1 protein-coding gene is annotated in these 263 nt (G+C 57.4%); it reads right to left on the bottom strand.

The window, feature by feature from the left end:
• Nucleotides 1–263: nitrilase-related carbon-nitrogen hydrolase (locus tag B3182_RS13500; RefSeq protein WP_292753081.1), on the bottom strand; the 263-nt coding region annotated here is incomplete at both ends.

Here is a 263-nt window from a genome sequence, read left to right as displayed (position 1 = left end):
TTCGAGGGCCGACCCCAAAAGATCCCGAAACGGAACATATTCACCGAAGGGCACCAGGTGGCGTTTGTAGTAGAAGCCTGAGGGATCGGAGAGGCTTACCACTGCATTATAGGCGCGGCCATCCGCCTCGCGTACCGGGACGCCAATCATTAACAAGGTGCCTGCCTGATCGGCTAACGCCTCAAGCTCAGCAAGATATTCTTTGGCCTGGTCATGCCACATCGGGATTGCCGCTTCTGGCCAGATCACGATGTCGGCCCCGT

Source organism: Methylophaga sp. UBA4204 (assembly GCF_002379485.1).
Classification (GTDB): domain Bacteria; phylum Pseudomonadota; class Gammaproteobacteria; order Nitrosococcales; family Methylophagaceae; genus Methylophaga.
This window is presented reverse-complemented; position numbering and strand designations above follow the sequence as displayed.